Below are 24,528 nucleotides of genomic sequence, written 5' to 3'. Positions count from 1 at the left end.
ATTCCTCCTCTTCAAAAACGCACATTCATCCACCGGCAGCACGCAGGTGGATGAATGGATCAAGCTTATGATAATGTACGTTTTGCTGATTTAACCGTATTGTGTGCAAGCATCGTAATTGTCATTGGACCCACTCCGCCAGGGACTGGTGTGATGTAAGAAGCTTTTTCTTTTGCTGCTTCAAAGTCAACGTCCCCTACAAGTTTCCCCGTTTCTAGACGATTGACTCCTACATCAATGACAATAGCGCCTTCTTTAATTTGGTCAGCTTTAATAAAGTTTGCTCGACCGACGGCAACAACTAAAATGTCCGCTTTTAACGTATGTTCTGAAATGTTCGCCGTTCTTGAATGACAGTAGGTGACGGTTGCATTTTCGTTTAGTAGCAATTGTCCAACTGGTTTGCCGACGATATTGCTTCGTCCTACAACGACCACTTCTTTGCCAGAGAGATCCACACCTGTTTTGTTCAATAATTCAACAATACCTGCTGGTGTGCAAGGGAGGAATGTGTCTTCCCCAAGTAGCATTTTCCCGATATTTAGCGGATGAAAACCATCTACGTCTTTCTCTGGTGAAATTCGTTCAATGACGGCTTTTTCAGAAATATGTTTTGGCAGTGGAAGCTGAACAAGAATTCCGTGGAATTGATCATTCGCATTGTACTGATCAATCATCTTTAGCAATTCCTCTTCTGTTAAAGAAGCATCTAAATGATCAAGCTGGAAATGCATGCCCATGGCTTCTGCTGCTTTTTTCTTCCCGCGTACGTAAGAAAGTGAAGCCGGATCATCACCGATTAGAATAACGGCAAGACCAGGTGTGACTCCTTTTTGTTTTAGCTCTTCTACTTCTTTTGCTAATTGTTCACGCTTTTCTTTTGCTGTTTCTTTCCCATCGATGATTGTTGCTGTCATGTCGAATCCTCCTATTACTGCTTTAGGTCGTTTTTAATGTTTGAAAGTACACCATTTACAAATTTCGGCGCCTTATCGTCACCGAACAATTTAGCCAGTTCAATGGCTTCATTCATTGAAACACTCACCGGGATATCTTCTTGATATACCATTTCGTACACAGACAGCCTTAAAATGGCTCTGTCTACGTTCGCAATACGATCAAGTTTCCAATTCACAAGATGCTGTGAAATCATGTCATCGAGCTTGTCCTTTTGTTCGAGCACACCGAAAACCAGTTCCTCGAAAAAAGGATCTGATTCTTGTTCATCCAGCGCATGTGTAATGGCCTCTTTCGGATCAATATTGCTGACATCAATTTGAAATAATGTTTGTAGCGCCTTTTCTCTTGCAGTTCTTCTTTTCATTATTTACTCCTTTAACCACTTTATCCGCTTGTCGTTAAGCCATACAGAGATCATAACATATTTTGACCGCAGTCGCACCAAGATCCATGCGAGCTGTGACGAAAAACGAATCACTCCATGCGTGACGTAATCATCATGTTGAATTTTCCCAAAAATGGGCTTTAAAAAACCAAAGAGGCAATGCCTCCTTGGTTTCACTTCAACCCTTTTTACATTTCTTGATCAACTTCGGCTTCAGCTGTTTTTGTATCAAATTGAATGCCGACGACATGAATGTTGATTTCATTAATTGTTAAGGCCGTCATGTTTAAAAGGGTTTGACGGATATTTTCTTGAACAGCAGTGGATACCTTTGGAATGGATAGGCCAAATTCAACCACACAATACACATCAATTGTGATGCCTTCATCAGAGACATCTACTTTCACACCTTTACGGTGATTTTTCTTCCCAAAGCGTTCTGCCACATCAGCAGCGAAGTTGCCGCGCATTTCCGCAATTCCTTCGACCTCTGATGCAGCGATCCCAGCAATGACTTCAATCACTTCTGGCGCAATTTGCACTTTTCCCAATTGATCTTCATCAAGGTTCATTTCAAGCAAATTGTTTTCTGACACGATCATTCACCTCCGAAAGCTGTTATTATTTCATAATTTGATACGTTTCTAAAAACTTCGTATTAAAATTACCGCTCACAAATGTTTCGTGCTCTAGTAATCTGAGGTGGAATGGAATCGTTGTGTAGACTCCTTCAATGACGAATTCTTGCAGCGCACGTTTCATTCTTGCAATTGCTTCTTCTCTCGTTTTACCATATGTGATCACTTTCGCAATCATACTATCGTAATATGGCGGAATCACATAACCAGGATAAGCGGCAGAATCAATACGTACTCCTAAACCGCCTGGCGGAAGGTACATTTTAATTTCACCAGCAGAAGGCATGAAGTTTTTCTCAGGGTTCTCTGCATTAATACGACATTCAATCGCCCATCCTTCGTATACGACATCCTCTTGCGTAAGGGAAAGCTTTTCACCTGAAGCTACTTTGATCTGTTCTTTGATCAAATCAACACCAGTGACCATTTCCGTTACAGGATGCTCTACTTGGATACGTGTATTCATTTCCATGAAGTAAAACTTCTCTTCATTATAATCGTAAATGAATTCAACCGTTCCGGCACCTGTGTATTCAACAGCTTCGGCTGCTTTTACGGCAGCTTCACCCATTTGCTCACGAATATCTGCATTTAGTGCAGGTGATGGCGTTTCTTCCAGAAGCTTTTGCATTCTTCTTTGGATAGAACAATCACGTTCACCTAAGTGAATGGTATTCCCATGCTGATCAGCAAGGACTTGAATTTCAACGTGTCTAAAGTCTTCAATGAATTTCTCCAAATAGACACCTGGGTTCCCGAAGTTTTGAGCTGCTTCCTGCTGCGTGATGGTGACACCGTTAATGAGCTCTTCTTCTGTGCGAGCCACACGGATACCTTTACCACCGCCGCCTGCAGTTGCTTTAATAATGACAGGATACCCAATACCAGCTGCTGTTGAAACAGCATCATCAAGATCTTTTACAATTCCTTGAGAACCAGGGACAATTGGAACACCAGCTTGCTTCATTGTTTCTCTTGCCACATCTTTCGTTCCCATTTTGGAAATTGCTGACGCAGTTGGTCCAACAAAGATGACATTACATTCCTCGCAAAGCTCTGCAAAGTCTGCATTTTCAGCAAGGAAACCATATCCTGGATGAATGGCATCTGTACCTGTTAGTTTTGCCACGCTGACAATATTTGTCACATTTAAATAACTATCTTTTGAAGCAGTCGGTCCGATGCAATATGCTTCATCAGCCATTTGAACATGCAGCGCATCACGATCCGCTTCAGAAAATACCGCAACTGTTTCAATTCCAAGCTCTTTACAAGCACGGATGATTCTAACTGCGATTTCTCCTCTGTTTGCAATTAATAGCTTTTTAATCATGATCGTACTCCTTACTCTGCTTTCACTAGAAAGAGGGGTTGTCCGAATTCTACAAGCTGACCGTTTTCAGCTAATACTTCGACGATTTCGCCTTTTACTTCTGCTTCGATTTCATTAAACAGTTTCATCGCTTCAACGATACATACAACTGAGTTTTCCTTCACTTTAGAACCTGTTGTCACATATGGATCTGCTTCTGGTGAAGAAGAAGCGTAAAATGTGCCAACCATTGGGGATGTGATTTTATGCAGGTTTTCAGACGCAGTTGCCTCTTGTGCAGGGGCTTCGGTCTGAGCTGGAGCTTGTGCTTTAGGAGCTTGTTGAGCTGGAGCTGCTTGGACAGGAGCCACTGGTGCTTGTGCCGCAACTTGCTGAACGACTTCTTTATTTTTCTTTAACTTGATTTTTGCACCTTCGTTTTCGTACGTAAATTCATCAATTGTTGATTCGTCAATTAATTTAATTAGTTCATGAATCTCTTCAATTTTTAACATGGATTTGCACCCCTATGTATGGATTTATCTTTTTTTATAGGCTAGTACTAAAAGTACATACTATAACCATCTTACAGGAGGATTTCGTTGAATTCAACTATTAATGTGATGAGACTCCTCGCACAAGCACCTGAAAAAGGGCGTCAACCCGCATGAAAAAACGCCCTTTTCAGAAAAGGGCGCTTGTGCATTTTTTATTGATTCGATGGCTCAAAAGTGACGGCTACGTTATCAAGCCCTCTCATTTCTTTTGTGACCAAATCAATAATATCTGCTGCTTGGGACTTTGATTTTTTGTCAGAACGTACCGTGATGTTCACTTTATCTCCTTCTGCACTGACGAGCGCATCTTTATATCCTTTTGTTTTGATTAATGTCTCCAGCTGACGCTCTGTTCCTTCTGCCTCACTAAGCGCTGTCATTTGATCATAAGCTTCACTTTTCTCTTGCGCTGTTGCATCATCGCTAGACACGATTTCGTTATACTCTTCACGCTGCTTGCTGCGCTTATCTTCCAGTTCAAGTCTGTAGGTTGTGAAAAGTTCATCATCGGTCTGCTCTGAAACAGCCTTTCCTTCTTCTCCACTTGTTTCAACATCTTCTTGTTTCGCATTGGTTTCTTTGTCAGTTGATTTCTCTTCTGCGTTCTTTTCGGTTCCTTTGTCAGTCCCTTTTTCTGGCTCAGCCTTTTTCTCTTCCATTCCTTTTGATTTTGTATCTTCTACTGTCACAGCATTCTCACCTTGCGGGGACATGATATAGTACACACTTAATACGACAACTAAACTTAGCATCGTTAATAGCCAAACCGTTTGTTTTTTTAACATCATTCCGAATCCTCCTTGATTTTTTTAGGGGCAACAGCCACTCTATGGCTCGGTACATCAAGCACTCGTGTAACCGCTTCAATGATGGTTTTCTTTATTTGAACGTTGTCTACTCCTTGAGCAACAACGAGGACACCTCGAATGTCTGGCTTTTTCGTTTGGACAACAACAGGTGTTTCTTCATTGCCATTTTTAATAATGACAACCTCTTCTTCTTTTGTTTGATCCGTGACACTTCGCACGCCGCCTTCTTTGTCTGTTTCCTCGGTTGTAGTGCTTTTATTGGATTTGTTTTTTTCAAACACTTTTAAAGAAGTTGCGTCTACATTTACCACGATGGAAACATCCTCAACACCAATGATCGTTTCTAAAATCTCTTTCAGCTGATTTTCGTATTCTTGTTCAACATCCTCTATTGAGTTGTTTGACTTACCTGAAGAGGATGGTTTGAACACCGCCTGCTCTTCTGAGGATGTTTTTTTAGACGCAGGAACAGCAGCCTCTTGTTTGCTTGATGGCGGTGACAGAATCTGACTGACTAACATGAATGACACGCCGATAATGAAGACAAGCAGTAAGTAATGGTGCTTCGTTAATTTTGGTTTCCCTTCACCTTTTTCAGGTGCTTGGAACATTGATTTCAGTTTTTGTCTCCAGTCTTTGTTATTCATGATCTGCTGCGTCACCTCCCTCAATGTTCAGCGCAATGTGTTCAGGCCGTGTATTCCATACATCTGCAAGCGTCTCTTTCACCCTCGCCATCTCTTTTGCTGACGCCCCGGCGCTTTCCTCCTTTTGCCTGGAGAGATCAATGTCGACCTTTGCCACCGTTTCTACAGCATCACCTGTGAGCGGGACAAGGACTGCTTTGATGCGAAATTGATCTGCCTCCATATTCTGATCAAGGTGCTCCTCATCTGCCAACACTTCTACGTGTTTCATTTCATAGCTCTCCTTCTCCAGTGGCTCCTTTGCGCTTTTTTCTAGTTGGACAGCCATTTGCTTTAAAATATATGCACGCTGTGAAGCTTGTATTTCTTTTTTTTCTAAATTCATCTGATTTTTTATTTCTTCTGATTGCGCTTGGTCCTTCCCTTTCATGATTTCTGAGAAAATTTGGTCTGGATCTGCCCGGAATAACGCAAAGATCGGATTGAGCATCACGACAATTAACAGTAAGCTGACGACCATTTTTGCATACTTCTGCATGCTTGAATTGGGAAGCAAAAGATCAATCACAATCGCAAATAAAATAAATAGAATAATACTTGTGATCCATTCTGTGAGAAAACTCAAATGGTGTCCCCTCCTTACTTCATCATCATGGTGAGGTTGCCAGCTGTGATGATAACGGTAATGCTTAAAAAGAACATAAGCGATACAACAGCTAATGCAGCAAATATATAAAGAACACTTTTTGAAATGACATCAAGGCAGCTTATAATCGGCCCGCCTCCTAAAGGCTGAAGAATCGCAGCGGCCAGTTTATAAATGAGAGCGAGCGACAGCACTTTAATTGCTGGGAAAGCCGCAATTGAAATCAAAATGGCGACGCCTACAAGACCAACCGTATTTTTCAGCAGCACAGAGGCGCTGATAACGGTATCTGTCGCATCAGTAAACATTCTGCCAAGGACAGGGATGAAATTTCCGGTAATAAACTTGGCTGTGCGAAGAGCGATTCCATCAGTGATAGCAGCAGATGCCCCCTGTACAGAAATGACGCCGAGGAATACAGTTAAAAAAACAGCGAGCCCGCCAATGGCGACATTTCTTAACAGCTGGGCAAGCTGGGTCACTTTGTATTGTTCGGTCAATGTACTGACGATGCTCAAGATCGCTGATAAAAAGATGAGCGGAAGAACGACATATTGAATAAAAACACCGCTCGTGTTCATTAAAAACAAAATCACAGGATGAAAGAATCCGGCTGAGACAAGCCCGCCTGATGAGGCAATAAGTGCTAATAAAAGAGGAATAAGAGCAAGAATAAAACTAGTCATCGTTTGAATGGCTTCTGTTGCATAAGAGATCGCAACATGAAAACTGTTTAATGCAATAATGATAAGCACCATATAAACAAGAGCGTATGCAACTTTACTAACAGTGCTTTGTTCAAACGCATTTTGCAAAAGCTGCAAAAGCGAACAAAAGATGGTGAGTAATATAAGTGTACCTAAGAGCTTTCCATTGGCAATCAGCTCATGAAACAGATAATGAACAAAAGCCTTCAGCCACGTTTGGGGAGACAGCTCTTTATCGCCATCGATCATTTCCTTCACTGTACCTTTTTGGCTTTCAGGCAGAAAGCCGCCATACTCGTCCAATATCGTTTCCCAAAAGTCACTGATAGAATGAAGCTCTAAGGCATCAGCCTGTCCACCCGCAACTTCTTCTGCGACCGGTTCTTCACTTGATAAAGGCACACTTTCTTCTGCACCTGCATACGGAACGATCATCCAAAAGAACATCATAAACCCTAGCACAGCTGTCACCCGTTTCATCATCATCACCTCTTTTCCATCAAGTCATGGACGGGATCATACCTAGGATCGTCTCAATGATGACCGTTAAAATCGGTACCGCCATGACCAAAATAAGAATTTTGCCGCCAAGCTCTATTTTTGAAGCGATGGCGCCTTGTCCAGCATCCTTTGTGAGCTGGGCACCAAATTCTGCAATATAGGCAATGCCAATGATTTTCAAAATGGTTTCAACGTATTTCATATTGACGCCTGCACTTGCTGCAATTTTTTCAATCATGGAGATAATGGCATAGATTTGATCGATTAAATAAAGGAAAATGACACACCCAGTAAACACAACAAGCATAAAGGCGAAGGTTGGCTTTTGTTCTTTGACGATTAATGCTAGAAAAGTAGCGATTAAACCAAGTCCAACAATTTGAATAATTTCGATTTGTAAGCCCTCCCCTATCCTTGAAATAGAAATACGGCTTTAATCTTCTTAAACAAATCATCCACAATGGTAGCAACCATAAATAAAATGTAGATAAATCCAAGCAGTGTCACCCACTGTGCGTACTCTTTTTTCCCCATTTGATCTAAAATCGTATGGAGAAAAGCCACGACGATACCCACTCCCGCAATTTGGAAAATGACGTTTACATCAACGCCCATGCTCTCGACTCCCTTCTTCTCACATCAATAACAGAATCAGTAGTAACCCACTTAGAAAACCAAGACTTCTCACCATTTTTTCATTTTTCGCTTGGGCAACTTCAGCTTCTTTTTCCTCTGATTCCAAATGGCCTAAAGCTAGCTTGATATATTTTTGCTGAGCCGTCACATCATGCTGACCAAGGGTTTCTCCAAAGTACTTCAGCGCCTCATATTCGCCTTTTTTTAATACGGTTTTTTTCCATACATCCTCTAGACTTTCATTCCATGCATGCCTCGCAGAAAATGTTCCAACGTTGAGTTTTTCTGCAAATTGTTCAAATAGCCGATTCACAGGCGGTCCTACTTGGGACGCAATTTGGTCAGCGGCTCTAGCTAAAGGTGTTTGACCATACATAATTTCAGCTTCAAGAGATTGGAGTGCAAACCGGAGCTGGCGGATTTGCTTTGGCCGATCACTGTACCGCTTCGCAAACTCGAATCCTCCCCATGTCGTAGCCGCAACAATGAAAATAGCACCAATAAGCTTTAACATACGTCCACTCCCCGCCTCCTCTTCAGCTCTTGTCCCTCTTGGTCAAATATCCGTCCGATCGTGCCAGGCCCTTTTTCTCTATTTAATTCCACATATCGATCAAACACACGAAGCTGCCATAACGGTTCAAATGATGGCCGTTTAGATAAGTCTTCAAGAGAATACCCATGAGCTGAGACGATAATGGTGACTCCAGCATGGATTGCTTCTAGCAGTGCCTGTACATCTTCACTTTTTCCGATTTCATCGACAATGATGACTTCTGGGCTCATGGACCTGATCATCATCATTAACCCTTCAGCCTTTGGGCACGCATCAAGTACATCAATCCGGTGCCCAAAAGAATGCTGCGGCACTCCTCTTATACAACCTGCGATTTCAGATCGTTCATCTACAATCCCTGTTTTTCTAGGAGAAATGGTGGTTGTTCCTGTACTGACAAGACGTGCTAGATCACGCAGCAATGTCGTTTTCCCGGTTTGCGGCGGACCTATAATCAGTGTGTTACACCAATGTTTTTCATATAAATAAGGGAGAAACGGCAGAGCAATTCCGATCTTCTCTTTTGCGATGCGAATATTAAATGAAGAAATATCTCTTAAGCCTTTGACGAATCCATTTTCGACGATGACCTTTCCAGCAAGCCCAACCCGATGTCCGCCAGATATGGTGATATAGCCCTGTTTTAACTCTTCCTCAAGTGTGTACATGCTGTAATTACTGAGCCTGCCTAATAGCTGAGCCGCATCTTCACCTGTTGTATGATAGGAAAGAAAGCGGGGTTTTCCTCCTTGCATCAGCTCAATTGGGCGATCGGTGCGAATGCGGATTTCTTCTATTTGCGCCCACTCTGCTTCTTTTAACATGCTGAGTTCTTGTCCAATTGAGTGCGGGAGAATATCCAACAAACTCCGCAACGAATTCCCCTCCTTTTTTTCTTCTCTAAAATGTATGATGCATGCCGTTAATTATGCCAAGCCATTTCACTTATAAATTCCAACAAGAATAAATACGACACCAATGAAAATAAACACAAGCTTCGCATAGGATAACTGCCCTGCAATTTGATAGATTCCAATCGTCATCGTGATAATAAAAATGAGCGGCCCGATGATCGCTAATATACTATTGATGACAACCGCTTTACGCACATCATTTGTCACTAAAATGAGGATGGCGGCCGTCAGTTCAATCGCGGCAGATAGAAACCTCATCCCTGCCATGGCAGCGACTGATGGGTGTATACCCGGGAGAAATTGTTTCATATAGAACCTCCAGCTTTTTTTACACTATATGCTTCACTAGCTAGAAGTAGTCTTGTTTTTCAAAAGGAAGAGAGATGGATGAGAGAATAGAGTAAGGGGTGTCATAACGAGGCGTCCTATTTTTCAAATAAAAAAAGACTGTAAACACGAAGTTTACAGTCTCAGATAGTTGACAAAGGGATAAAATGAACTTGATTTTATCCCTTTGTCTTCTTTTCAGCGTGATAGAAAACCTTTGCAGTCTAGGAAGAACGAGTACTGGCGCGGAGCGAATTTGACATTCGTGAGCACCAGCACGCAGGACTGACAAAGAATGCGAGGGTTTGCCTACACGCTGAGACTGTAAACACGAGGTTTACAGTCTCTCTCCGTTCATTACGCTCTTGAAACGTATGAACCGTCAGATGTATTGATCACTAGTTTATCACCTTGGTTCACAAAGAAAGGAACATTCACGATTAAACCAGTTTCTGTTTTTGCAGGTTTTGATCCACCTGATGTCGTATCACCTTTAATACCAGGCTCTGTTTCTACTACTTCTAGTTCTACAGTGTTTGGAAGTTCTACTCCAAGTGTTTCATCACCGTACATGACGATTTGAACCGACATATTTTCAAGCAAATATTTCAGCTCATCTTTGATTTGCGTTTCGCTTAGTTCAAGTTGTTCGTATGAACTTGTATCCATGAATACATGCTGATCGCCATTTGCATATAAATATTGCATTGTTTTTGTTTCAATTTGAGCTTTCGCTACTTTTTCACCTGCACGGAATGTTTTCTCTTGAATCGCACCTGTACGCAGGTTACGCAGTTTCGAACGGACAAACGCTGCGCCTTTTCCTGGTTTTACGTGTTGGAAATCCACTACACGCCAAATACCGCCGTCCACTTCAATTGTCAGGCCTGTACGAAAATCGTTTACTGAAATCATTTTGTCATCCTCCTACATTTCACCATCATAATATGATAAGTTCTTTCGGTGAGTGGGTCAATCGTTTATTGCCGTCAGCTGTCAGGACAATATCATCCTCAATTCTCACGCCGCCGACATCCGGCAAGTAAATGCCTGGTTCAACTGTCACAACCATTCCCTCTTCTAACACGACATCTGAGCGTGAGGAAAGGCCAGGTGCTTCATGTACTTCCATACCAAGACCATGTCCAGTCGAATGCCCGAAGTATTGACCGTAGCCATACTTTTCAATGATGTCTCGTGTGATGCGATCAGCTTCTTTTCCTGTTAAGCCTGGCTTGATTTTATCCACACCAGCGTTTTCTGCTTCTAATACGATATGATAAATTTCCTTTAATTTGTCGCTTGGTGTTCCTACAGCAATGGTTCTTGTCATGTCTGAACAATAGCCTTTATAATAGGCACCGAAATCCAGTGTCACCAAGTCGCCAGATTCAATCACCTTTTCGCTCGCTCTCCCGTGTGGCAGGCTTGAACGAACGCCAGAGGCAACAATCATATCGAATGAAGATCCTTCTGCCCCTTCTTTTCTCATGAAAAATTCAAGCTCGTTCATGACCGCAATTTCTGTCAGGCCCGGCTTGATGTACGTGAGAATATGATCAAAGGCATGATCTGCAATCTTCGCAGCTTCCTCTAATATCTTAATCTCTTCATTAGACTTAATCAAGCGCAACTTTTCAACTGATTCTGAGACTGGAACAAGCTCGATACCGCTTGCTTTCCCCGAGTACTGCTGGTAGGTGGCAAATGTCATATGGTTTTGTTCAAAACCAAGACGTTTCACCCCAAATTCGTTTGCCGTTTGGACAGCAGTTTCCACAATGTTTCCTTTATGTTCAATGATGTCATAGCCCTTTACTTGATCCTTGGCTTGCTCTGTGTAACGAAAATCCGTAATAAAGGCGGCTCGATCCTTTGAAACGATGGCAAGACCGGCTGATCCAGTAAAACTCGTCATATAATGTAAATTAAAGCTGCTCGTAATCACTAAACCATCTATGTCTAATTCGGCTAAAAGTTTTCTTAGTTTTTCAAGTTTCATGATACTGCTCCCCCTTCACTGACTAAATAACGAATCGCCAATTTATATCCTTCTAAACCAAGTCCAACGATTTGACCTTGGCATACTGGAGCAAGAACCGAATGATGGCGGAATTCCTCTCTCTTATGAACATTTGTGATATGTACTTCGATGACAGGTAACGTAATACTTGCAATGGCATCTCTCAGTGCATAGCTATAGTGGGTAAAAGCACCCGGGTTAAACACGACGCCATCATACTGATCTTCTGCTTCATGGAGCGCATCGACCAAATCTCCCTCGTGATTCGATTGAAAGAACGTCAATTGAATATTTGCTCTTTCTGCAAACTGAAACAAATCTGTTTCTAAATCTGTTAATGTTTTACTTCCATAAACTCCTGGCTCTCTCTTGCCGAGCCTATTTAAGTTGGGCCCATTCAGCACTAGAAAATGAGGCATATGACCACTCCTTCACCCTAATTCACTCTATATCGATGTCTGTTTCTTTTTCCTTAGAAACCTTTCGTTTCCAAAAATAATTTTATCATATGAAAGGTGGATTTACACTTTATTCTGTCTTTTTCCCGAGTGCCCTTGCAAGCTTCTGACTCGTTAATTCATTATATTCAAATGAAATACTGTACCCGACAAACATGCCATATAAAATATATAGGCAAAATGTCGTCACAATGGTGCTTTGCTGCAAATCTTGCACTTGCTTCACATCGGGGAATATAGGATTAAATACATAAAAAACAAGCAGCCACAAAACCCCTCCATAAATCAGTCCCATCCAAAAACCTTTGATCCGTTTGAGCAGTCCATAATAAATAAAGGCTGCTCCAATAGATAAAATCCCTAAAAGTACAATACTCATAAATGTACCAAGTCCGCCTTTTTTCCATTCACCAAGCACAAATGGCTGCAACAGCATATTTGGACTCACCTCTGAAAAATGAAACATATGGGTCAGAAATCCGATAAAGCCCCAAAAAACTCCGCCGACAAAACCTGTGGCTGCTGCCCTTGCCACCATTGAAGACGTTTGTACTGATTGATTTTTTTCTTCTTGGTTTTTCTTTTCATCACGTTTCATATGAACACCTCCAGCAAGTAGTATGTCCAAAATGTCATGAAAAAAAAGGATTTCCGTGCGAGAGTGTAAAATTTTTATAACAGGGTATACTGGCTAAAAAGAGGTAGATAGAATTCTAGTAGATAATCGACCTGTTAGCTAGTGATTTCCCCTCTTTTCCTGTACAATAAAGGTATAAGGAAATGCATGTAAATTACAGGAAACAGGCAGGTTGATGAAATATGTCCAATCAAACAAAACCTCCAGCATATGGAGGGCAGGCAGTTGTGGAAGGTGTCATGTTCGGAGGTAAAATGAACTATGTGACAGCGATTCGGCGTAAGGATGAGTCGATTGAGTTTTTAAAGCTTCCCCGGACCTCCAATAAACGAACCGCCTTTCTTAAGAAAATCCCTTTTGTCAGGGGTGTTGCTGCACTTGTTGAAGCAAGCGCAAACGGCAGTAAGCACTTAAACTTCTCCAGCGAGCGCTATGACTTAGATCCTTCTGAAGATCATTCTCTTGAAAAAGAACAAAAAAGCTCGAAATTATCAATGATCTTTGGCATTGCTGTGATCGGAGTTCTCTCTCTTCTTTTTAGTAAATTTGTCTTTACTTTAGTGCCTGTCTTTTTAGCTGAACTTGTGCGTCCGGTGTTTTCTGGAAACTTCGCACAAATTGCAGTGGAAACATTCTTTAAATTGATCCTGTTATTAGGCTATATTTACTTTATTTCCATGACCCCTTTAATTAAAAGGGTATTTCAATATCATGGGGCAGAACATAAAGTCATAAACTGCTATGAACAGAATCTTGACATCACAGTGGAAAATGTCCAAAGCCAATCTCGCCTGCATTATCGATGCGGCAGCAGCTTTATTTTATTCACTGTCATTGTCGGCATGTTCGTCTATTTACTCGTACCGACAGATCCTTTATGGGTGAGAGTTCTGAATCGCTTGGCGCTTATTCCGGTTGTTCTGGGCATTTCATTTGAAGTGCTTCAGCTCACAAACAAACTCCGTGACGTGCCAGTGCTTAAAGTGCTTGGCTATCCTGGCCTTTGGCTGCAATTGCTCACAACAAAAGAACCCTCTGATGATCAAGTCGAGGTAGCCATTGCAAGTTTTAATGAACTTCTTCGTTTAGAGGAAGCATCTGCGAAACAAGCATCAGATTCTGCTCATCAAGTGATCTAGTTTATAAATCCGGTAAATTCTTTCGGAGGTGGACAGTTATGAATCGCCGAGTACATCCTGCTTTTACCATTATTTTCGCTTTAGGTGTTTTGGGATTTGTGTATTTACTCACAACGAATCCAAGCAGACTCTTTACAATGCTGCTATCAGTTGTGATCGTTGGAGCGGTTCTATTTGTCTTATTTAGATGGCTGATGAATCGAAGAACTGGAACAGAAGGAAATCTTTATCGTAAAGCAGTCAAACAATCAAAACGTCGCTACCAGCAGCCTAAACCAAAAACGAAAAGCCAGATGAAAAACCGGGTCACTCATTTGCGAAGCGTGCCGACTGACCACAAGTCGAAGCCCGTCCTTCTCAAAAAGAAAAGCCAAACACATTTGACAGTCATTGAAGGCAAGAAAAACAAAAAGAAAAATCGCGCCTTATTTTAAAATGTCCAGCTCTTTAAAAATTGCTCGGCCTTCTGTCTGCCTAGATCGACGAGCGCCTTTTTCTTTTCTGTCATCAGCTGAAAATCAGTGGCGATGACGTGTTCTACAGGAATAAAAATAATATGACGTTCGTGTTTTGTGGCAATATGTCTTTCGTCATGAGCACCACGCATCGTTTCAAATAGAGCGCCAAACAGTTCAAACGCATTGCGGATGGAATGTTGAGGGCGTTCTTTTTCGTTTGGGGTTAATGTGACACCGACAAACGGTCTTTTTTTCTCTTCAGCAAAAAGCCAAATCGGAAAGTTGCTGAGCACGCCGCCATCTACTATGGTACAAATTCCTTTTGAAGACCTCAGTTTGACAGGTTCGAAAAAATACGGCAGACTGCAGCTCATCCGAATGGCCCTGGCGACAGAAAACCGTTCTGGATTTAACCCATAGGAAGGAAGGTCATCTGGAAGGACAAGGATTTTGCCATTTGTTAAATCAGAAGCGACGATTTTGAGCGTATCTTTTTTCAGATCCCCAAATACGGTGACACCTTTTCGTTTTAACACGTCTGTCAGCCATTTTTCTAGACGGTCACCTTTGTAAAGGCCAAGACGCCAATAAATAGACACCCACCTGAGCATTTTAAACGGGATGAATTGACACCTTCGATCAAGCAATTGATGCTCATCCATTTCGTCTAACAGCTCCCGAATCTCCTGACTCGTAAAACCCGCTGCGATGAGTGAAGCAATGATCGCTCCCGCACTTGTTCCAGCGAGACGGACAAATTGAAATCCTCTTGCTTCAAGCGCTTCATAGGCGCCTGCAAGTGCTGCACCCTTAATGCCTCCACCTGAGAACACACCATCTATCTTCATCAAGGAGCCCCCTTTTCTGTCACACTATTAATAGTGTAGGAGCATTTGCCTTTCATTAGAACTATATTCAAAAAGGACACCCATGCTAAGGGTGTCCTTTCAGCGTGTAGACAAACCCTCGCATTCGGTGTCAGTCCTGCGCTCCGGTGCTTACGAATGTCAAATTCGCTCCGCTCCGATGCTCGTCCTTCCTAGGGCTGCAAAGGTTTTCTTTCACGCTGAAAAGAAGACAAAGAGCTAAAATAAAGTACATTTTACCCCTTTGTCAACAATTTAAAAGGACACCCTTCGACAGGTGTCCTTTTTCTTAAGATTCTTGATTTGTTTGTTCGTTTTTCTTTTGAATCGCTTTCAGCTGAACGGATCGCTCATCGTTTTCTTCAAAGAATTGGACAAGATCGCCGATGCGGTCAATGCTGTTCCAGCTGAGATGATGCTCAATACCTTCTACATCATCATAAATTTTCTCTTCATCTACACCAATGATTCTTAAAAATTGCTCTAGCAGTTCATGTCTGTATACGAGACGTTTTCCAATTTTTTTGCCTTTCGGGGTTAAAATTAGACCACGATATTTCTCATAAATGAGGTATTCATCTTTATCTAGCTTCTGAACCATTTTTGTTACAGAGGAGGGATGGACAGCGAGGGCTTCTGCAATATCAGATACTCTTGCATATCCTTTTTCTTCTATCAGCATATAAATTTGTTCAATATAATCTTCCATACTAGGTGTAGTCATAAAACCCCTCCAAAATGCACCTTTACTTAATAATCATAACAATTCTACACCATCGCCCATTAAAAAACAAGAAGAGTCCTTCGTCTTAACGCTTGTAATTCCAATCATCTGTGGCGTATTTCGTTTTGGCGAGGTGATGAACAAATGCCAACTCTTCATCTGTCAGCTCATAAGGCACAAGCTCGATATTTAATCCTTTTTCAAACCCTCGTTTAAATGCAACACGCGCATCGTCTATCGTACATGTTCGATCTGAAATTTCATTGATCGCCACCGCTTTGTTTTTAAAGCTGCGCTGCATCCGCTCTCTCACCCGGTCGTTTGGATACAGAAATAAATCAAACAATTTATCCTCATCAAGATCAATTAAAATCGAGCCATGCTGGAGGATCACACCTTTTTGCCTTGTTTGCGCACTGCCTGCTACTTTTCTGCCTTCTACAACAAGCTCGTACCATGAAGGCGCATCAAAACATACAGACGATCTTGGATTTTTTAAGCTTTCTTTTTCTTTTTCTGTACGAGGAATGGCAAAATACGCATCGAGTCCCAGTTCTTTAAAGCCCTCTAAAATCCCTTCTGAAATGACGCGGTATGCCTCTGTCACCGTCGCCGGCATCTCTGGGTGCTCTTCTGACACGATGACACTGTAGGTCAATTCCTGATCATGAAGAACGCCGCGGCCTCCTGTAGGCCTGCGAACAAATCCAAGACCATAGCGCTCAACCGCTTCCATGTTGATTTCTTTTTCAACATGTTGAAAATATCCAACAGATAATGTCGCTGGATTCCAACCATAAAAACGGATCACAGGCGGGATCAGCTTCTCGCTATGCCAATAAAGCAAGGCTTCGTCCATGGCCATGTTAAAGGCAGGGTCTTGGTTTCCTGTATCAATGAAACACCATTTCTCTTTTTGCATATAAAATCCCTTCTCTTTTACGTAGTCAATGTTAGATGACGGTGGTGACCACCGATTTTCTCTCTTCATCAGTCTATCAAATAGGGAAGGAATTGAAAATAATTCTTACCATTTATGATGACAAGTTTCTTTTGCTTTACTATAATAGTATTTGTCTAAAACGTACCATCAGACAGGTGACTGTGCTGATGCTCAAGAAGGAGTCGAGTCGTATTGCCAATATTCAACTATATCGTCCTCTCACTTTGTGGACTTTTCGTTCTTTATTCCATCGGCAGTTACATTTATCAGCAGCGCATTATGAAAACGCTGACGGAAGCAGAATTTATCAAAGGTTACCGCAAAGCCCAACTCATTGATGTGAGAGAACCAAATGAGTTTGAAGGTGGACATATTTTAGGCGCAAGAAACATTCCCCTTTCACAATTAAAGCAGCGCAAAAATGAAATACGCCCTGACAAGCCTGTTTATCTCTATTGCCAAAATAATTTGAGAAGCGGAAAGGCTGCTCAAACGTTACGTAAAAATGGCTGTCGTGAGATTTATAATTTAAAGGGCGGCTTTAAAAAATGGGGCGGCCGCATTAAAACAAAGAACTAACAAAAAAGACTCTGGGAGCTATTGCCCCCCATGAGTCTTTTTATTTTCTTTCAAAAACCAGCACTGGATTTCGTGCAGCCTTTGTTTCATCCATTCGTTTCACAACGGTTGTATGTGGTGCTTCCTGTACGATTTCTGGGTTCTCTTCCGCTTCTTTTGCAATTTGAATCATCGCTTCAATAAATGCATCAAGGGTTTCTTTTGATTCTGTTTCAGTTGGTTCAATCATGATACATTCCTCTACATTTAGCGGGAAGTAAATCGTTGGCGGATGATAGCCAAAATCAAGTAATCGTTTGGCAATATCAAGTGTCCGCACACCTAGTTTCTTTTGGCGTTTACCTGAAAGGACAAATTCATGCTTACAGTGGCGATCAAATGGCAAATCATAATGAGCACATAAGCGGCGCATCATATAGTTTGCATTCAACACCGCATGATCAGTTACAGCCTTTAAGCCGTCTGGCCCCATAGAGCGGATATACGCATACGCTCTGACATTGATACCAAAGTTCCCATAGAACGGTTTCACACGGCCGATGGAATCTGGACGATCGTAATCAAAGAAATAACCATCTTCTTTCTTCACAAGCACTGGCTTTGGCAAATATGGAATCAAATCCTTTTTCACACCCACTGGACCTGAACCAGGGCCTCCTCCTCCGTGTGGACCTGTAAAGGTTTTATGAAGATTTAAGTGAACCACATCAAATCCCATATCCCCCGGTCTTGCTCTGCTTAATACAGCATTTAAGTTCGCTCCATCATAATAGAGCTTCCCGCCTGCTCCGTGGACGATTTCAGCCATTTCTAAAATATTTTCTTCAAAAAGGCCAAGTGTATTTGGATTTGTGAGCATGAGAGCCGCCGTTTCTTCATTGACCACACGGCGCAGGTCGTTTAAATCGACAAGCCCATGGTCATTAGATGCCACCGTAATCGTTTCAAATCCAGCTACTGTTGCAGATGCGGGATTTGTTCCATGAGCAGAATCAGGCACGATGACTTTTGTTCGTTTATGATCTCCTCTTGCTTCATGGTATGCACGAATCATCATGAGCCCCGTCCATTCGCCATGTGCTCCTGCCGCAGGCTGTAATGTCACGGCGTCCATTCCTGTAATTTCTTCTAAATGGTCACCTAAATCATAAAGTAACTCTAATGCACCTTGCACAGTGTCTGCCTCTTGAAGTGGATGCACATGCGAGAAGCCTGCAAGACGTGCCACCTTTTCGTTAATCTTTGGATTATATTTCATCGTACAAGAGCCTAGAGGATAAAAGCCAGAATCGACCCCGTGATTACGCCTAGATAATGCTGTGTAGTGACGCATAATATCCAGTTCAGAAACCTCTGGCAGCTCCGCATCTTCATGGCGGATATACGTTTCATCAAATAAATCTGGGAGCTTCTCCTCAGGTACGTCTAAATCAGGCAGGCTGTAACCAATTCTTCCTTCTTTGGATAATTCAAAAATAAGCGGCTGATCTTGTTTATTCATGACGATCCCCCAATTCCTTGATGAACGTATCAATTTCTTCTTTTGTTCTTAGTTCTGTCACAGCGACAAGCATATGCTGCTGAAGCTCTGGATAATCACGTCCCAAGTCATATCCACCGATGATTCCTTTTTCAAGTAATCGTTTATTGGCTTCTTTCACAGGTTCATTCAGTTTCAACACAAATTCATTAAAATGAGCGCCCTCTATTTCAGCCTGTAACCCGTGTTTTTCTGCCTGCGTCTTGGCATAATGGGCTTTTTGTACGTTTTGATAGGCAATGTCTTTGATACCTGTTTTTCCAAGCGCCGTCATCGCAACAGAAGCGGCTAACGCATTTAATGCTTGGTTTGAACAAATATTTGAAGTCGCTTTGTCTCTTCGGATATGCTGCTCGCGCGCTTGAAGGGTCAGCACAAATCCTCGCACACCGTTCTCGTCTTCTGTTTGTCCGACTAAACGCCCCGGCACTTTCCGCATTAATTTTTTCGTCACAGCGAAATATCCACAATGAGGTCCGCCAAATGCAGCTGGAATGCCAAATGGCTGCGCATCACCAACGACAATATCTGCCCCAAGCTTTCCTGGTGGTGTCAGTAAACCAAGTGCAAGCGGGTTACTTGAGACGATGAACAGACTTTTCCCTTTATGTGCAATCGGTTCAATGTCTTTTAACGGTTCGACAACACCGAAGAAGTTTGGGTATTGTACAAGGACCGCTGCTGTTTCCTCGCAGACGGCTTCTTCTAATGCAGCTAGATCGGTCTGACCTTTTCGCGCAGGTACCTCGACGACTTCAATATGCTGTCCTTTCGCATATGTTTTCAGCACCGCTCTTGATTCAGGATGAACCGTTTCAGAGACCACAATCTTTTTCTTCTTTGTATGTCCTGCAGCCAGCATCGCCGCTTCAGCTAATGCCGTTCCGCCATCATACATCGAGGAGTTGGCAAGATCCATACCGGTCAGCTCAGCAATCATTGTTTGAAATTCAAAGATTGCTTGCAATTCACCTTGAGAAATTTCAGGCTGATAAGGTGTGTACGCTGTATAAAATTCAGAACGTGAAATCACATGGTCGACAATCACAGGCTGGTAATGATCATACACACCAGCACCTAAAAACGAGGCATAGGCCACTGTATCTTTATTTTTTGCAGCAAGACGAGACAATTCCCGCACTAGCTCTGTTTCTGATGCGGCTTCTTTGATGTTGTACGCACCTTTGAATCTGACTTTCTCTGGGATATCTGAGAAAAGCTCATCAATTGACTGAACACCGATGACATCCAGCATTTCTTTTTGATCTTGCTCTGTTTGCGGCAAATACCTGTGCTTCATCCTCTATTCCTCCTCGTTATTTGGCTCTTTTATAAAATGGTGTGGCGACGATTTTGGCTTTTAGACGTTTTTTACGAACTTGCACTTCCACTTCTGTCCCAAGCTGCGCCTCTGATGTTTCAATCAAGGCAAGCCCAATATTTTTCTTTAATGTTGGAGATTGTGTACCGGTTGTGACTACACCAATCTGCTTATCTCCTGAGAAGACTGGATAGTCTGTCCGCGGAATCCCCTTATCTATCATTTCAATCCCGACAAGCTTTCGCTTCGGTCCTTCTTCTTTTTGTTTTTTAAGTGCATCTTTTCCGATAAAATCTGCTTCTTTATCCGTTTTAACAGCAAAACCAATGCCGCCTTCTAAAGGAGAAATATCCTTCGTGAGCTCTTGGCCATAAAGCGGGAGTCTTGCTTCAAATCTTAAGGTGTCACGTGCACCGAGTCCACATGGGATCAGTCCTTTCGGCTGTCCGGCTTCTAATAAAGCGGTCCAAAGGTGAACAGCATCTTCTGACTGGCAGTAGATTTCAAAGCCGTCTTCTCCTGTGTAGCCGGTTCTTGAGACAAGCACCTCTTTTTGCGCAATGATTGCTTTTGATAAAAACGTAAATGGCTTCAGTGATGTTACCTCTTCATCCGCAACATCTTTGATGATGTCAGCAGCATGAGGTCCTTGAAGGGCTAACAAGGCGGTTTGATCAGAGACATTTTTAATCGAAACATCTTCCCCACCTTGATGTTTCAGCAGCCAATCCACATCTTTTTCAATATTTGAAGCATTGATCACAAGCAAATAGTTGTTCTTTTCTTTTTGGTAGACAAGCAGATCATCCACCGTTCCGCCATCTTCATAACACATGGCTGTATATAGTGCCTTACCGTCTGTCAGCTTTGACAGATCATTGGTTAATAACCTTTGTAAAAAAGGAAGGGCTCCCTGACCTGTGACTTCCACCTCACCCATGTGAGACACGTCAAACAGCCCTGCTTTTGTTCGAACAGCTTCATGTTCTTCTTTAATGGAAGAAAATTGGACAGGTAATTCCCAGCCCCCGAAGTCAATGGTTTTTGCGCCAAACGTTTCATACGCATGAAAAAGCGGTGTTCGTTTCAACATCAATCGTTTCCCCCTTTTTTCTTACAGTGCACATCACAAGCTGAATTTTCAGAAAAAAATCACAGCAAAAAAGGACAGAGCGCTCCCTTTTATCAAAAAGAAGTCTCTGTCCTTGCACCTGAAAGTTTACAGCACAACATCATTGTGCGTTTTCCCCTTTGGTGGTTTGCTAAAAATCGCTGCGCAAACACTCTCCAGAGTTGCGTCCGGTAAGAGTACTTTTGCCTGAGAGATTCACTGAACCAATTCAGCTTGCTCCTTCGGCGCCTGTCAGTGCAAAATAACCGCTAGGTCTCTCCCCATACCATCATCCGCTCATATTCTTCACCTTTATTGGACATACTATCAAAATGGGTGACTTATTCTCTAGATCACTTACCAACATCCTACCATTAGAAATGGATGAAGAGCAACAGAAAAATCATTAACATTTTTAAAATAATTATTCATTATCGTTCGCTTTTATTGATATATAACATCTTTTAAATCGCTATCAAAAAATGAAGCGTTTAAAAACAGAACGATTTTATCATCACTCTACCAGAAAGGCAGGCGGTCACATTGAATATTCAAACGATCTTTGATCAAAAATGGGCAAGTGAATTTCAAAAGCGGCTTACAGCAGACGGTCCCTGGGCGAATTGGGATATGTACCGTTTAGCAGCACAGGTACAAAAAGTGACAGCCATTGATTCATTTGAAGGACTGCAAGCACCTGCGCACCTGCCTGCATTTACTCCTTTAAAACACCAGCTCGAAGTCGCTAGAAGAGTCGTAGAAGAGATGAATGGGAAAGCCATTTTAGCAGATGAAGTGGGTCTTGGAAAAACCGTTGAAGCAGGACTGATTATCAAAGAATACATGATTCGCGGACTTGCCAAGAAGATTCTCATTCTCGTACCCGCATCCCTTGTGTCTCAATGGGTACAAGAACTGCGGACGAAATTTTACATAGATGCTGTCGAGCAAAAAAAGAGCTATGTGTGGGAGCAGTGCGATGTTGTGGTTTCCTCAATTGATACAGCCAAAAGACAGCCGCATCGAGACACGATCTTATCCATCTCCTACGATATGGTCATTATTGATGAAGCACACAAACTGAAAAACAATAAAACGAAAAACTATGAGTTTGTGAGAAATTTGAATAAAAAGTTCTGCCTTCTGCTCACAGCCACACCTATCCAAAATCGAATAGGAGAAATTTTTAATCTCGTCTCTCTGTTGAAGCCAGGCCATTTAGGTAATGAAACACAGTTTAAAGACCTCTTTGCCAAAAAAGACCTTCAACTTGAGGACCATGACCGGCTAAAACAGTTAGTCAATAAAGTGATGATTCGAAACCGAAGACAAGACACTGGCATCGAATGGTCAAAGCGGCATGTAAAGACGATTTCTATTGATTTCTCCCCGACAGAACAAGCACTATATGATGAAATTTGTCAGTTAAAAGAAAACCCTTCCTATACGAAGCACATGTTTTCAATTATGACCTTAGAACGAGAATGCTGTTCAAGTCGTGAGGCCGTCTATATGACCATTAAAAAAATGCAAGAAGAGGAAAAACACATTCTAGGTGCTTCTGCGATGATGCACATCATGGAGAAAATCAACCAGGTAGAACAAAATTCTAAAGCACTTGAAGTCGTTAAACTCATTCAGCAATTAAATGAAAAAGTCATTATCTTCACTGAATACCGCGCGACACAAATTTATTTGCAATGGTTTCTCCAGCAAAACGGCATCAGTTCGGTCCCTTTTCGAGGCGGGTTTAAACGGAGTAAAAAAGACTGGATGAAAGATTTATTTAGAGAGCGGGCGCAAGTGCTCATCGCGACAGAAGCAGGCGGCGAGGGGATCAACCTTCAGTTTTGCAACCAAATCATCAACTACGACCTTCCGTGGAACCCAATGCGCTTGGAACAAAGAATTGGACGTATTCACCGGCTCGGTCAGGAGCGGGATGTTCACATTTACAATATGGCAACCAGCGGGACAGTCGAAGAACATATTTTAAAACTTTTATATGAAAAAATTCAGCTGTTTGAAAACGTCATTGGCGATCTAGATGATATTTTAACCCGAATTGATATCCAAGATGCTGAAACAGAATTGCATCAAATTCTCTTCCAGCACGAGTCTGACGTAGACATGAAAAAGAAATTAACCCAATTTGCTTCCTATTTAACAGAAACACAAACACCGCTTTTAGAAGAAAGACAGCAAGGTTCATAAAGGAGAGTTGACCAATGGAGCAGCGCGAGATTCACACATTTCTTCTCCGTTTCTTTCAGGCAAATCAATGCGACATACTTGAAGAAAGTGCAGGACACCTGACCGTACAGCTGACAATCGAAATGGATAAATTGATCATGAACCGTCCTTTTTATTGGCATTGGCTCGAAAAAACGGGAGGCGTACCTGAGCCGCGGCAATTGACTTTGATCACCGATCAAAAAAAAGCTGATGACTCGGTCGAAGGAGAATTTGTCCACTTCGGCTCCCCTCGTTTATTCCAAATATTCCAGGCTGTGAAACAGCAAGGCCGTTTTATTCGGCTGTACGAAAAAGTCAGACCGCTCACAAACAGCCAGATCGCACTGGAGCCGTGGCTTGGTCTCAATGTCAAAATATCCTATCTGGCAGACCGTAAAAAAGATAAACTGCTGTCTCTTGGACTTCATCTAATACGCGGAGAAGTCATCGAACAATTTCAAGAGAAGCTAGAAGCACGTGAGCTATCGTCTCAAATTCCTGATTATTGCTTCACAATGAGTACGATGATTAAGCCAGAGAGCGGCGTCAAACGGCTTTACAGCCTGATGGAACGTTATGCCAATGAAGAGCCGGATGATTGGGCGGTAAGAGCTGTTCAAAAGTGGAAAGAAGACTCGGAACTTTTAAACCAATTTTATGAAGGGACTTCAGACACATCTGTAGAATATGAAATAGAAAGACAAGCACTTAAAACTTTATACGAACCAAAAATCAGTCTTACGATTGAAAATGGCGGACTTTTTTACTTACAGCAAAAAAGAGGAGGCTGACTTAGCGAGTCTCCCTCCCTTTCATGTGATATCAAATTTTCGATCAATCAAAAGCAATGTTTGTCTGTTTGTATTGGGCGGAAACATGACGCAAGCAATCTATGAGGT

At 42.1% G+C, this 24,528-nt stretch carries 29 protein-coding genes and 2 riboswitches; of the genes, 5 read left to right on the top strand and 24 right to left on the bottom strand.

Features of this window, described 5'->3' with window-relative positions:
• Positions 1-65: 65 nt before the first annotated feature.
• From folD to ACSBQP_RS01555, 18 genes are all read right to left on the bottom strand, one after another.
• The gene (folD, locus tag ACSBQP_RS01640) at positions 66-917 is read right to left on the bottom strand and encodes a bifunctional methylenetetrahydrofolate dehydrogenase/methenyltetrahydrofolate cyclohydrolase FolD (protein ID WP_007501171.1); all 852 of its coding nucleotides are present in this window, start codon (positions 915-917) and stop codon (positions 66-68) included.
• Between the two features lie 14 nt (positions 918-931).
• Positions 932-1,324 (bottom strand): transcription antitermination factor NusB, encoded by a 393-nt coding sequence (gene nusB / locus ACSBQP_RS01635; protein ID WP_008342218.1) that lies wholly within the window; start codon positions 1,322-1,324, stop codon positions 932-934.
• A gap of 209 nt (positions 1,325-1,533) precedes the next feature.
• The gene (locus ACSBQP_RS01630; protein WP_017357965.1) at positions 1,534-1,941 is read right to left on the bottom strand and encodes an Asp23/Gls24 family envelope stress response protein; all 408 of its coding nucleotides are present in this window, start codon (positions 1,939-1,941) and stop codon (positions 1,534-1,536) included.
• 25 nt (positions 1,942-1,966) lie between these two features.
• A complete protein-coding gene (gene accC / locus ACSBQP_RS01625; protein WP_008342217.1) occupies positions 1,967-3,316 on the bottom strand; it encodes an acetyl-CoA carboxylase biotin carboxylase subunit in 1,350 nt (449 codons plus the stop codon).
• 11 nt (positions 3,317-3,327) lie between these two features.
• The gene (gene accB, locus ACSBQP_RS01620) at positions 3,328-3,810 is read right to left on the bottom strand and encodes an acetyl-CoA carboxylase biotin carboxyl carrier protein (RefSeq protein ID WP_019743732.1); all 483 of its coding nucleotides are present in this window, start codon (positions 3,808-3,810) and stop codon (positions 3,328-3,330) included.
• A 194-nt stretch (positions 3,811-4,004) separates the two neighbouring features.
• The gene (locus ACSBQP_RS01615; RefSeq protein WP_024718861.1) at positions 4,005-4,637 is read right to left on the bottom strand and encodes a SpoIIIAH-like family protein; all 633 of its coding nucleotides are present in this window, start codon (positions 4,635-4,637) and stop codon (positions 4,005-4,007) included.
• A complete protein-coding gene (gene spoIIIAG / locus ACSBQP_RS01610; protein WP_370529232.1) occupies positions 4,637-5,272 on the bottom strand; it encodes a stage III sporulation protein AG in 636 nt (211 codons plus the stop codon). Before spoIIIAG ends, ACSBQP_RS01615 begins: the two co-directional genes overlap by 1 nt.
• Before the next feature lie 28 nt (positions 5,273-5,300).
• Positions 5,301-5,933, bottom strand: a complete 633-nt coding sequence (spoIIIAF, locus tag ACSBQP_RS01605; protein WP_007501185.1) for a stage III sporulation protein AF — start codon at positions 5,931-5,933, stop codon at positions 5,301-5,303.
• A gap of 14 nt (positions 5,934-5,947) precedes the next feature.
• Entirely contained in the window at positions 5,948-7,141 is a 1,194-nt protein-coding gene (spoIIIAE, locus tag ACSBQP_RS01600; RefSeq protein ID WP_017357967.1) for a stage III sporulation protein AE, read from the bottom strand.
• A gap of 19 nt (positions 7,142-7,160) precedes the next feature.
• A complete protein-coding gene (gene spoIIIAD / locus ACSBQP_RS01595) occupies positions 7,161-7,574 on the bottom strand; it encodes a stage III sporulation protein AD (RefSeq protein ID WP_087978339.1) in 414 nt (137 codons plus the stop codon).
• Positions 7,571-7,777 carry a stage III sporulation protein AC gene (spoIIIAC, locus tag ACSBQP_RS01590; RefSeq protein WP_003153142.1) on the bottom strand — a complete coding sequence of 69 codons (207 nt, stop codon included), beginning with the start codon at positions 7,775-7,777 and terminating at the stop codon, positions 7,571-7,573. Before spoIIIAC ends, spoIIIAD begins: the two co-directional genes overlap by 4 nt.
• Before the next feature lie 19 nt (positions 7,778-7,796).
• Positions 7,797-8,312 carry a stage III sporulation protein SpoIIIAB gene (spoIIIAB, locus tag ACSBQP_RS01585; protein WP_435028134.1) on the bottom strand — a complete coding sequence of 172 codons (516 nt, stop codon included), beginning with the start codon at positions 8,310-8,312 and terminating at the stop codon, positions 7,797-7,799.
• Entirely contained in the window at positions 8,306-9,229 is a 924-nt protein-coding gene (gene spoIIIAA, locus ACSBQP_RS01580) for a stage III sporulation protein AA (protein WP_083693024.1), read from the bottom strand. Before spoIIIAA ends, spoIIIAB begins: the two co-directional genes overlap by 7 nt.
• A gap of 66 nt (positions 9,230-9,295) precedes the next feature.
• Positions 9,296-9,577: a YqhV family protein gene (locus ACSBQP_RS01575; protein WP_017367580.1), complete on the bottom strand. Its 282-nt coding sequence runs from the start codon at positions 9,575-9,577 to the stop codon at positions 9,296-9,298.
• A 375-nt stretch (positions 9,578-9,952) separates the two neighbouring features.
• Positions 9,953-10,510 (bottom strand): elongation factor P, encoded by a 558-nt coding sequence (efp, locus tag ACSBQP_RS01570; RefSeq protein ID WP_008342209.1) that lies wholly within the window; start codon positions 10,508-10,510, stop codon positions 9,953-9,955.
• Positions 10,511-10,535: 25 nt separating this feature from the next.
• Positions 10,536-11,597 carry a M24 family metallopeptidase gene (locus ACSBQP_RS01565; protein ID WP_007501193.1) on the bottom strand — a complete coding sequence of 354 codons (1,062 nt, stop codon included), beginning with the start codon at positions 11,595-11,597 and terminating at the stop codon, positions 10,536-10,538.
• Positions 11,594-12,037 (bottom strand): type II 3-dehydroquinate dehydratase, encoded by a 444-nt coding sequence (gene aroQ / locus ACSBQP_RS01560; RefSeq protein ID WP_007501195.1) that lies wholly within the window; start codon positions 12,035-12,037, stop codon positions 11,594-11,596. Before aroQ ends, ACSBQP_RS01565 begins: the two co-directional genes overlap by 4 nt.
• A gap of 109 nt (positions 12,038-12,146) precedes the next feature.
• A complete protein-coding gene (locus tag ACSBQP_RS01555) occupies positions 12,147-12,674 on the bottom strand; it encodes a YqhR family membrane protein (protein ID WP_060781186.1) in 528 nt (175 codons plus the stop codon).
• Between the two features lie 221 nt (positions 12,675-12,895).
• Here ACSBQP_RS01555 and ACSBQP_RS01550 point away from each other — a divergent pair, with 221 nt between their 5' ends.
• Both ACSBQP_RS01550 and ACSBQP_RS01545 read left to right on the top strand, forming a co-directional pair.
• Complete coding sequence (locus ACSBQP_RS01550) at positions 12,896-13,852, top strand: DUF1385 domain-containing protein (protein WP_017357970.1); 957 nt, start codon at positions 12,896-12,898, stop codon at positions 13,850-13,852.
• A gap of 38 nt (positions 13,853-13,890) precedes the next feature.
• The gene (locus ACSBQP_RS01545) at positions 13,891-14,286 is read left to right on the top strand and encodes an SA1362 family protein (RefSeq protein ID WP_435028131.1); all 396 of its coding nucleotides are present in this window, start codon (positions 13,891-13,893) and stop codon (positions 14,284-14,286) included.
• Here the strand turns inward: ACSBQP_RS01545 and ACSBQP_RS01540 are convergent.
• The 3 genes from ACSBQP_RS01540 to ACSBQP_RS01530 form a co-directional block, all read right to left on the bottom strand.
• Positions 14,283-15,158 (bottom strand): patatin-like phospholipase family protein, encoded by an 876-nt coding sequence (locus ACSBQP_RS01540; RefSeq protein WP_008342205.1) that lies wholly within the window; start codon positions 15,156-15,158, stop codon positions 14,283-14,285. The genes ACSBQP_RS01545 and ACSBQP_RS01540 overlap by 4 nt on opposite strands.
• Positions 15,159-15,465: 307 nt before the next feature.
• Positions 15,466-15,900, bottom strand: coding sequence for a transcriptional regulator MntR (mntR, locus tag ACSBQP_RS01535; RefSeq protein WP_003215946.1), 435 nt, complete (start codon positions 15,898-15,900; stop codon positions 15,466-15,468).
• An 85-nt stretch (positions 15,901-15,985) separates the two neighbouring features.
• On the bottom strand, positions 15,986-16,822 hold the full coding sequence (locus tag ACSBQP_RS01530; RefSeq protein ID WP_017357972.1) for a lipoate--protein ligase family protein: 837 nt from the start codon (positions 16,820-16,822) through the stop codon (positions 15,986-15,988).
• A 219-nt stretch (positions 16,823-17,041) separates the two neighbouring features.
• Between ACSBQP_RS01530 and ACSBQP_RS01525 the strand changes: the two genes are divergently transcribed.
• A complete protein-coding gene (locus tag ACSBQP_RS01525; RefSeq protein ID WP_024718853.1) occupies positions 17,042-17,422 on the top strand; it encodes a rhodanese-like domain-containing protein in 381 nt (126 codons plus the stop codon).
• 40 nt (positions 17,423-17,462) lie between these two features.
• Here the strand turns inward: ACSBQP_RS01525 and gcvPB are convergent, their stop codons facing one another.
• The 3 genes from gcvPB to gcvT are packed head-to-tail and all read right to left on the bottom strand — an operon-like array spanning position 17,463 to position 21,376.
• Positions 17,463-18,923 carry an aminomethyl-transferring glycine dehydrogenase subunit GcvPB gene (gcvPB, locus tag ACSBQP_RS01520; protein ID WP_326110200.1) on the bottom strand — a complete coding sequence of 487 codons (1,461 nt, stop codon included), beginning with the start codon at positions 18,921-18,923 and terminating at the stop codon, positions 17,463-17,465.
• On the bottom strand, positions 18,916-20,262 hold the full coding sequence (gene gcvPA / locus ACSBQP_RS01515) for an aminomethyl-transferring glycine dehydrogenase subunit GcvPA (RefSeq protein ID WP_017357974.1): 1,347 nt from the start codon (positions 20,260-20,262) through the stop codon (positions 18,916-18,918). The genes gcvPB and gcvPA overlap by 8 nt, the downstream gene beginning before the upstream one ends.
• A gap of 16 nt (positions 20,263-20,278) precedes the next feature.
• The gene (gene gcvT, locus ACSBQP_RS01510) at positions 20,279-21,376 is read right to left on the bottom strand and encodes a glycine cleavage system aminomethyltransferase GcvT (RefSeq protein ID WP_250026314.1); all 1,098 of its coding nucleotides are present in this window, start codon (positions 21,374-21,376) and stop codon (positions 20,279-20,281) included.
• Positions 21,377-21,480: 104 nt separating this feature from the next.
• Positions 21,481-21,576: riboswitch (glycine riboswitch) on the bottom strand.
• A 3-nt stretch (positions 21,577-21,579) separates the two neighbouring features.
• Positions 21,580-21,687, bottom strand: a riboswitch (glycine riboswitch).
• A 250-nt stretch (positions 21,688-21,937) separates the two neighbouring features.
• Here gcvT and ACSBQP_RS01505 point away from each other — a divergent pair.
• Both ACSBQP_RS01505 and ACSBQP_RS01500 read left to right on the top strand, forming a co-directional pair.
• The gene (locus tag ACSBQP_RS01505) at positions 21,938-23,608 is read left to right on the top strand and encodes a DEAD/DEAH box helicase (protein ID WP_007501213.1); all 1,671 of its coding nucleotides are present in this window, start codon (positions 21,938-21,940) and stop codon (positions 23,606-23,608) included.
• Positions 23,609-23,622: 14 nt separating this feature from the next.
• On the top strand, positions 23,623-24,420 hold the full coding sequence (locus tag ACSBQP_RS01500) for a YqhG family protein (protein ID WP_435028130.1): 798 nt from the start codon (positions 23,623-23,625) through the stop codon (positions 24,418-24,420).
• Positions 24,421-24,528 lie beyond the last annotated feature (108 nt).

Origin of the sequence: Bacillus sp. G402 (assembly GCF_051172515.1) — a bacterium.
GTDB lineage: Bacteria > Bacillota > Bacilli > Bacillales > Bacillaceae > Bacillus > Bacillus altitudinis.
Note: the sequence above shows the minus strand (reverse complement) of the source record. Positions and strands in the feature narration are given on the sequence as shown.

Coding starts and splice junctions, on each gene's coding strand:
- nusB (WP_008342218.1), bottom strand. CDS start 1,324: ATGAAAAGAAGAACTGCAAGAGAAAAGGCGCTACAAACATTATTTCAA.
- gcvPB (WP_326110200.1), bottom strand. CDS start 18,923: ATGAATAAACAAGATCAGCCGCTTATTTTTGAATTATCCAAAGAAGGA.
- accB (WP_019743732.1), bottom strand. CDS start 3,810: ATGTTAAAAATTGAAGAGATTCATGAACTAATTAAATTAATTGACGAA.
- spoIIIAB (WP_435028134.1), bottom strand. CDS start 8,312: ATGTTAAAGCTTATTGGTGCTATTTTCATTGTTGCGGCTACGACATGG.
- ACSBQP_RS01530 (WP_017357972.1), bottom strand. CDS start 16,822: ATGCAAAAAGAGAAATGGTGTTTCATTGATACAGGAAACCAAGACCCT.
- gcvPA (WP_017357974.1), bottom strand. CDS start 20,262: ATGAAGCACAGGTATTTGCCGCAAACAGAGCAAGATCAAAAAGAAATG.
- spoIIIAC (WP_003153142.1), bottom strand. CDS start 7,777: ATGGGCGTTGATGTAAACGTCATTTTCCAAATTGCGGGAGTGGGTATC.
- ACSBQP_RS01500 (WP_435028130.1), top strand. CDS start 23,623: ATGGAGCAGCGCGAGATTCACACATTTCTTCTCCGTTTCTTTCAGGCA.
- spoIIIAE (WP_017357967.1), bottom strand. CDS start 7,141: ATGAAACGGGTGACAGCTGTGCTAGGGTTTATGATGTTCTTTTGGATG.
- ACSBQP_RS01550 (WP_017357970.1), top strand. CDS start 12,896: ATGTCCAATCAAACAAAACCTCCAGCATATGGAGGGCAGGCAGTTGTG.
- ACSBQP_RS01615 (WP_024718861.1), bottom strand. CDS start 4,637: ATGTTAAAAAAACAAACGGTTTGGCTATTAACGATGCTAAGTTTAGTT.
- ACSBQP_RS01540 (WP_008342205.1), bottom strand. CDS start 15,158: ATGAAGATAGATGGTGTGTTCTCAGGTGGAGGCATTAAGGGTGCAGCA.
- mntR (WP_003215946.1), bottom strand. CDS start 15,900: ATGACTACACCTAGTATGGAAGATTATATTGAACAAATTTATATGCTG.
- ACSBQP_RS01555 (WP_060781186.1), bottom strand. CDS start 12,674: ATGAAACGTGATGAAAAGAAAAACCAAGAAGAAAAAAATCAATCAGTA.
- efp (WP_008342209.1), bottom strand. CDS start 10,510: ATGATTTCAGTAAACGATTTTCGTACAGGCCTGACAATTGAAGTGGAC.
- folD (WP_007501171.1), bottom strand. CDS start 917: ATGACAGCAACAATCATCGATGGGAAAGAAACAGCAAAAGAAAAGCGT.
- ACSBQP_RS01575 (WP_017367580.1), bottom strand. CDS start 9,577: ATGAAACAATTTCTCCCGGGTATACACCCATCAGTCGCTGCCATGGCA.
- accC (WP_008342217.1), bottom strand. CDS start 3,316: ATGATTAAAAAGCTATTAATTGCAAACAGAGGAGAAATCGCAGTTAGA.
- ACSBQP_RS01545 (WP_435028131.1), top strand. CDS start 13,891: ATGAATCGCCGAGTACATCCTGCTTTTACCATTATTTTCGCTTTAGGT.
- spoIIIAG (WP_370529232.1), bottom strand. CDS start 5,272: ATGTTCCAAGCACCTGAAAAAGGTGAAGGGAAACCAAAATTAACGAAG.
- ACSBQP_RS01565 (WP_007501193.1), bottom strand. CDS start 11,597: ATGAAACTTGAAAAACTAAGAAAACTTTTAGCCGAATTAGACATAGAT.
- aroQ (WP_007501195.1), bottom strand. CDS start 12,037: ATGCCTCATTTTCTAGTGCTGAATGGGCCCAACTTAAATAGGCTCGGC.
- gcvT (WP_250026314.1), bottom strand. CDS start 21,376: ATGTTGAAACGAACACCGCTTTTTCATGCGTATGAAACGTTTGGCGCA.